The sequence below is a fragment of the Leptothrix toolikensis (SeqCode) genome (assembly GCF_057922285.1).
On sequence record NZ_JBYSVC010000110.1, the window covers coordinates 1 to 6,439 of the forward strand.

General features: G+C 62.2%; 8 protein-coding genes and 1 tRNA gene. 5 read left to right on the forward strand and 4 right to left on the reverse strand.

All coding sequences use genetic code 11. The features are described 5' to 3' along the window. From AC3VI7_RS11790 to AC3VI7_RS11805, 4 genes are all read left to right on the forward strand, one after another. The coding region (locus AC3VI7_RS11790) for a branched-chain amino acid ABC transporter permease (protein ID WP_489671553.1) at window positions 1-459 on the forward strand (459 nt) is incomplete at its 5' end. Between the two features lie 52 nt (window positions 460-511). Then, window positions 512-1,843, forward strand: coding sequence for an ABC transporter substrate-binding protein (locus AC3VI7_RS11795; protein WP_489668199.1), 1,332 nt, complete (start codon window positions 512-514; stop codon window positions 1,841-1,843). A gap of 14 nt (window positions 1,844-1,857) precedes the next feature. After that, window positions 1,858-2,673 (forward strand): ABC transporter ATP-binding protein, encoded by an 816-nt coding sequence (locus AC3VI7_RS11800; protein WP_489668200.1) that lies wholly within the window; start codon window positions 1,858-1,860, stop codon window positions 2,671-2,673. A gap of 58 nt (window positions 2,674-2,731) precedes the next feature. Then, the gene (locus AC3VI7_RS11805) at window positions 2,732-4,030 is read left to right on the forward strand and encodes a phenylacetate--CoA ligase family protein (RefSeq protein WP_489668201.1); all 1,299 of its coding nucleotides are present in this window, start codon (window positions 2,732-2,734) and stop codon (window positions 4,028-4,030) included. Between the two features lie 48 nt (window positions 4,031-4,078). On the opposite strand, the gene vapC is transcribed toward AC3VI7_RS11805, so the two are convergent. From vapC to AC3VI7_RS11825, 4 genes are all read right to left on the reverse strand, one after another. Continuing rightward, window positions 4,079-4,498, reverse strand: a complete 420-nt coding sequence (vapC, locus tag AC3VI7_RS11810) for a type II toxin-antitoxin system tRNA(fMet)-specific endonuclease VapC (protein ID WP_489668202.1) — start codon at window positions 4,496-4,498, stop codon at window positions 4,079-4,081. Then, complete coding sequence (locus tag AC3VI7_RS11815) at window positions 4,498-4,728, reverse strand: antitoxin (RefSeq protein ID WP_489668203.1); 231 nt, start codon at window positions 4,726-4,728, stop codon at window positions 4,498-4,500. The genes vapC and AC3VI7_RS11815 overlap by 1 nt, the downstream gene beginning before the upstream one ends. A gap of 81 nt (window positions 4,729-4,809) precedes the next feature. Further along, the gene (locus tag AC3VI7_RS11820) at window positions 4,810-5,409 is read right to left on the reverse strand and encodes a rhomboid family intramembrane serine protease (RefSeq protein ID WP_489668204.1); all 600 of its coding nucleotides are present in this window, start codon (window positions 5,407-5,409) and stop codon (window positions 4,810-4,812) included. Between the two features lie 78 nt (window positions 5,410-5,487). After that, window positions 5,488-5,572: transfer RNA gene (locus AC3VI7_RS11825), tRNA-Leu, on the reverse strand. A 112-nt stretch (window positions 5,573-5,684) separates the two neighbouring features. On the opposite strand from AC3VI7_RS11825, the gene cysM reads away from it, so the two are divergent. Further along, a partial coding sequence (gene cysM, locus AC3VI7_RS11830; protein ID WP_489671554.1) for a cysteine synthase CysM occupies window positions 5,685-6,439 on the forward strand: 755 nt, incomplete at its 3' end.

Genomic DNA, 6,439 nt, shown 5'->3' on the forward strand with positions numbered 1-6,439 from the left:
CACATCGGCCGCGCTTGGATGGCGATGCGCGACATGGACGTGGCAGCGGCCGTGATCGGCATCCGCCCGATCCACGCCAAGCTCAGCGCGTTTGCGGTCAGCAGCTTTGTGGTCGGCGTGGCCGGTGCGCTCTGGGGCTTTGTCCATCTGGGCTCGTGGGAGCCCGCTGCCTTCGGCATCAACCGCTCCTTCGATCTGCTGTTCATGGTGATCATCGGCGGGCTGGGTTCGGTGATGGGCAGCTTCTTCGGTGCGGCCTTCATCGTCTTGCTGCCGATCCTGCTTGACCACCTGCCGCAATGGTTCGGCATCGCGCTCGACACCGCCTTGGCCGCACACCTGACCTCGATGATCTTTGGCGCGCTGATCGTCTTCTTCCTGATCAAAGAACCCCACGGCTTGGCCCGACTCTGGTCCACCGCCAAGGAAAAGCTGCGTCTGTGGCCTTTCCCGCACTGACCCCATCCTGAACTCGATGGTTGATTCACCCCCCGCCCCCAAGGAGCTCTCCATGAAGTTGAAGTCCCTCACCCTTGCCGCCGCCCTGAGCGTGGCCAGCGTGGCCGGTCTGGTCGCATCCCCCAGCGCCTTGGCCCAAGCCAAGGAACAGTTCTTCCCGGTGCTGGTTTACCGCACCGGCGCTTACGCGCCCAACGGCGTGCCTTGGGCCAACGGCTATGTCGATTACCTGAAACTGGTCAACGCTCAAGGCGGTATCAACGGCGTCAAGATCAGCTTTGAAGAGTGCGAAACCGGCTACGCCACCGACAAGAGCGTCGAATGCTACGAACGCCTCAAGGGCAAGGGGGCGACGGTGTTCCAGCCGCTCTCGACCGGCGCGACCTTCGCCCTGACCGAGAAAGCTCCAGCTGACAAGATCCCCTTGATCACGGCCGGTTATGGCCGCTCAGAGTCGCAAGACGGCGGTGTTTTCAAGTGGAACTTCCCGCTGCTGGGCACCTACTGGATCGCGGCGGACGTGCTGATCCAGCAAATCGGCGCCAAAGAAGGCGGGCTCGACAAGCTCAAGGGCAAGAAGATCACCTTGGTCTATCACGACAGCCCCTATGGCAAGGAGCCGATCCCCTTGCTGCAAGAGCGCGCCCGCATGCACGGCTTTGAGTTGCAACTGCTGCCCGTGACCGCGCCGGGCGTCGAGCAAAAAGCCACTTGGCTGCAAGTGCGCCAAAGCCGCCCGGACTACGTGCTGCTCTGGGGCTGGGGCGTGATGAACTCGACCGCCATCAAAGAAGCCCAAGCCACCGGCTATCCGCGCGACAAGATGTACGGCGTCTGGTGGGCCGGGGCCGAGCCGGACGTGAAGGACGTGGGTGAAGGCGCCAAGGGCTACAACGCCGTGACCATGCAGCACGGCGCAGAGCCGGGCTCGAAGGTGGTGAAAGACGTTTTGGCCCAAATTCACGCCAAGGGCCAAGGCACGGGTCCGAAGGACGAAGTGGGCTCGGTGCTCTACATGCGCGGCCTGATCTCGTCGATGTTGGCCGTGGAAGGCGTCAAGCGCGCCCAAGAGAAGTACGGCAAGGGCAAGGTCATGAGCGGCGAGCAAGTGCGCTGGGGCCTGGAAAACCTGGCGCTGGAACAAAAGAAGCTCGACGGCATGGGCTTTGCCGGCGTGATGCGCCCGGTTTCGACCAGCTGCTTTGACCACGTCGGTGCCAATTGGGCACGGGTCCACACCTGGGACGGCAGCAAGTGGAAGTTCACCTCCGACTGGCTGCAAGCCGACCAGCAAATCATCAAGCCGCTGGTCAAGGCAGCGTCTGAGAAATACGCCGGTGAGAAAAAGCTGATCCGCCGCACCTCGGCAGACTGCCAATCCTGAGAAAGACCCCTGCCATGAGCACCTCTGACCACATCCTCCTCAACGTCAACGGTATCGAGGTCATCTACAACCACGTGATCCTGGTGCTGAAGGGCGTGTCGTTACAGGTGCCCGAAGGCAAGGTGGTCGCCTTGCTGGGCGGCAACGGTGCGGGCAAGACGACCACCCTACGCGCCATCAGCAATTTGCTGGCGGGCGAGCGGGGTGAGGTCACCAAAGGCTCCATCGAACTGCGCGGCGAGCGCATCGAGCAGCTCTCGACGGCCGAGATGGTCAACCGGGGCGTGGTGCAGGTGATGGAAGGCCGGCACTGCTTTGCGCACCTTTCCATCGAAGACAACCTCATGACCGGGGCCTACACGCGCCGCGATGGCAAGGCGGCGGTGGCCGAGACGCTGGAGAAGGTTTACGCCTACTTCCCGCGTCTCAAGACCCGCCGCACCAGCCAAGCGGCCTACACCTCGGGCGGCGAGCAGCAGATGTGCGCCATCGGCCGCGCGCTGATGGCCAATCCGAAGATGGTGTTGCTCGATGAGCCCAGCATGGGCTTGGCACCGCAGATCGTCGAAGAGGTGTTTGAGATCGTCAAAGACTTGAACACCAAGGAGAAAGTCACCTTCTTGCTGGCCGAGCAAAACACCAACATCGCCCTGCGCTACGCCGACTACGGCTACATCTTGGAAAGTGGCCGCATCGTCATGGACGGCGAAGCCAAAGCGCTGCGCGAGAACGAGGACGTCAAGGAGTTCTATCTCGGCGTGGGCGGCGGTGATCGGAAAAGCTTCAAAGACGTCAAGAGCTACAAGCGCCGCAAGCGCTGGCTGGCTTGAGTCCATCCCCCAAGAACACGACCCCACCCCAAGTCACGGCCCACGAGGAAAGCGCCCCATGACGATCTCCATCTCTGCCTTGGACCCCCTTGAGGTCCGTACACCGGCTGAGCGTGAAGCGGCCTTGTTTGCCGCCCTGCCCGGCCTGATCGCCCACGCGCAGGCCCACAGCCCCGCCATGAGCGAGCGTCTGGCGGGCATCGACCCCAGCCGCATCACCGACCGCGCCACGCTGGCCGCCTTGCCGGTGTTGCGCAAGTACGAACTGCTGGAGCAACAAAAAACGCAGCGCGCCTCAGATGTCTTTGGCGGCTTTGCCACCATCGGCTGGCGCGGCCAGCCCGCACGTCATGGTCACCGCCAAAGTGACGGTGCGCGGCGGGTTTTTCAGTCGCCCGGACCGATGTATGAGCCCGAAGGCGAAGCGCTGGACTACTGGCGCATGGCGCGCGCCATCCGCGCTGCCGGGTTTGAGCGCGGCGACTTGATCCACAACAGCTTCAGCTATCACCTCACCCCCGCTGGCTCAATGATGGAAACCGGCGCGCACGCCCTCGGCTGCACGGTGTTTCCGGGCGGGGTCGGCAACACCGAACTGCAACTCCAAGCCATTCAGGAACTGCGCCCGCACGGCTACATCGGCACCCCGAGCTTTTTGAAGATCTTGGTCGAGAAAGCCAGCGAGGCCCCCACGGGGGGTGGGGGCTTGGGCCAGATTTGCAAAGCGCTGGTCAGCGGCGAAGCCTTCCCACCCTCGCTGCGCGACTGGCTGATCGAGCGCGGCGTGCAGGCGTACCAGTGCTACGCCACCGCCGATGTCGGCTTGATCGCCTTCGAAACCTCGGCCCGCCAAGGTTTGGTGGTCGATGAACACGTCATCCTCGAAATCGTTCGCCCCGGCACCCACAACCCCGTACCCGACGGCGAGGTCGGCGAAGTGGTGGTGACGGTGCTCAACCCCGATTACCCGCTGATTCGCTTCGGCACCGGCGATCTCTCCGCCATCCTGCCCGGCCCCTGCCCCAGCGGCCGCACCAATCAACGCATCAAGGGCTGGCTGGGCCGGGCCGATCAAACCACCAAGGTGCGCGGCATGTTCGTCCACCCCAGCCAAATCGCCGAAGTCGCCAAACGCCACCCCGAAATCCTCCGCGCCCGCTTGGTCGTCGAAGGCGAGATGTCCGCCGACCGCATGACGCTCCACATCGAAGTCGCCAGCGCCCCCGAAAACCTCCCCACCCGCGTCGCCGAAACCCTGCGCGACATCACCAAACTACGCGGCAACATCACCCTCCTCCCCCCCAACACCCTGCCCAACGACGGCAAAGTCATCGAGGACGCCCGCTCGTACAAATGATGGGGGTGTTGCGGTTCATTTTTGAATCCGCCCAGTCATCAAAGAGGCTCAATCCACCCAGTTTTCAACTTGCAGGCCGGGTACGCGGGCAAATTCGCGGGAGTTGTTGGTCACCAGAATCCAGCCCTGAGAACGCGCATGCGCTGCCAGCCACAAGTCGTTGTTGCCGATAGGAAGCCCCAGCTTTTGCAAGGTGGCACGGATCTGGCCGTAGTGCTCACCCGCTTCTAGGGGCAGGGCGCAGGCCGGTATGACCTGCATGAGCTGTTCGATCGTGCTCAAGGCGCGCTCGCGGGCCTGACTTTTTTCCGCACCAAAACGCAATTCGCCCAGCGTAATGGTGGACATGGCCACGTCATGCAAGGTGTACCGCTCAAAGCGCGCGCGCACCGCCAGTGGCTGGCCCTTGGCGATATAGATACAGATGTTGGTGTCGAGCAGGTATCGAACAGCGGAGCGCTCAGCCATTAGAGTTCTTCCCGCTCTTGCGGAGGTGTGTCGTCCCGACCGTCACTCATGAAATCGGCGGGCAGGCTGGCCAAAAGATCAAACACCACGGCGGCGCTGAGGGGGACTTCGCGCAACACAATATCGCCGCCTTGGCGAAAAATTTCGACTTGGTCAACGTTGAGCCGAAATTCCTTGGGTAGACGCACCGCTTGGCTGTTCCCGGACTGAAAAACGCGGGCGTAAGTCATGAGCTGGATCCTTCGAAGGATGTAATTACGTTGAGTATATACATCCTTGGCTCAAAACAAAATCGCGCACGGCGTTCTTGCTCAGCGACGCCGGGGCGGGAACGGCGGCAGGCCGCGCCAGTAGCGCAACATCAGCCAGCCGCCCAACATGCCGCCAAGGTGCGCAAAATGCGCCACGCCGCCGCGCATGGAAGTCATGCCGAAGAAGAGTTCGAGCGCACCAAAGACCATCACGAAGTATTTGGCCTTCATGGGGATGGGCGGGAAGAGCGGCATGATGATGCGATCAGGAAACAGTGTGCCAAAGGCCAGCAGCAGACCGAACAGGGCTCCTGAAGCACCAATCGTGGCCCCCATCGTCCCGAGCAAGGGCGAAATCAGCAACTGCACCAAGGCACCCGACAAAGCGCTGGCAGCCAAATACTGCATGTAACGCTTGCGACCGAAGAGCATCTCGATCTCGGCCCCGAACATCCACAAACCCAACATGTTGAAGAACAAGTGGCCCATGTCGCCGTGCAAAAAGGCGTAGCTCAGGACTTGCCAAGGCAGGAAATGCCCCGAACCCAAGGGCCAAAGCGCAAACCAGACTTCGATCCAATCGCCAAACAACATCTGCGCACAAAACAAGGCAGTGCAGATCAGCAGCAAGGCACGGGTGATGGGAGGAAGCTGCGGCATGGTCGGGTCCGGGAAACGATCCGGTAAAAAAAAACCGCTGCGAACCTGTTGAGTGCGCAGCGGGGCTTTTTTGATCAGTGGTGCCGAAGGCCGGACTCGAACCGGCACACCTTGCGGCGGGGGATTTTGAGTCCCCTGCGTCTACCGATTTCGCCACTTCGGCCATGTGGTCGCGCTGATCGGGCGCGGTCCGAGATTATGGCACGATTTTTTATCAGAATGCAACCTCTATTCCACCTTGCTGCCACAATTCGCTTCAAGGAGATTTGATGCCCATGCTTACCTACTTCACCGTCGAAGATGTGATCGGCCATACCCCTTTGGTGCGCCTGCAACGCCTGCCGGATCTGAACGGCGTGGCAGCTTCCAGCGTCGTGCTGGGCAAGCTGGAGGGCAACAACCCGGCGGGTTCAGTCAAAGACCGCGCCGCCATCAGCATGATTCGGCGCGCCGAAGAACGCGGCGAGATCCGCCCCGGCGACACGCTGATCGAAGCCACTTCAGGCAACACCGGCATCGCCTTGGCCATGGCCGCAGCGGTACGCGGCTACCGGCTGGTGCTGATCATGCCGGAGGACCTCTCGATTGAGCGCGCCCAGACGATGAAAGCCTTCGGGGCCGAGCTGATCCTGACGCCCAAGGCGGGCGGCATGGAATACGCCCGCGATCTGGCCGACACCATGGCCGCCGAAGGCAAAGGCCGGGTGCTGGATCAGTTTGCCAACAGCGACAACCCGCGCATCCACTTTGAAACCACCGGCCCCGAGATCTGGCGCGACACCGATGGGCAGATCACCCACTTCGTCAGCGCCATGGGCACCACCGGCACCATCACCGGGGTGAGCCGCTACCTGAAAGAGCGCAACCCCAAGGTACGTATCGTCGGTGTGCAGCCCTCGGAAGGCTCGCGCATCCCAGGCATCCGCAAGTGGCCCGCTGAATACCTGCCGCGCATCTATGAACCCCAACGGGTCGATGAGCTGGTCTATGTGAGCCAGACCGATGCCGAAGAAACCGCCCGCCAGATGAC

Bases quoted from the DNA above. Each gene is read 5' to 3' on its own strand.
- AC3VI7_RS11795 (WP_489668199.1), top strand. From the start codon at position 512: ATGAAGTTGAAGTCCCTCACCCTTGCCGCCGCCCTGAGCGTGGCCAGC.
- AC3VI7_RS11800 (WP_489668200.1), top strand. From the start codon at position 1,858: ATGAGCACCTCTGACCACATCCTCCTCAACGTCAACGGTATCGAGGTC.
- AC3VI7_RS11805 (WP_489668201.1), top strand. From the start codon at position 2,732: ATGACGATCTCCATCTCTGCCTTGGACCCCCTTGAGGTCCGTACACCG.
- vapC (WP_489668202.1), bottom strand. From the start codon at position 4,498: ATGGCTGAGCGCTCCGCTGTTCGATACCTGCTCGACACCAACATCTGT.
- AC3VI7_RS11815 (WP_489668203.1), bottom strand. From the start codon at position 4,728: ATGACTTACGCCCGCGTTTTTCAGTCCGGGAACAGCCAAGCGGTGCGT.
- AC3VI7_RS11820 (WP_489668204.1), bottom strand. From the start codon at position 5,409: ATGCCGCAGCTTCCTCCCATCACCCGTGCCTTGCTGCTGATCTGCACT.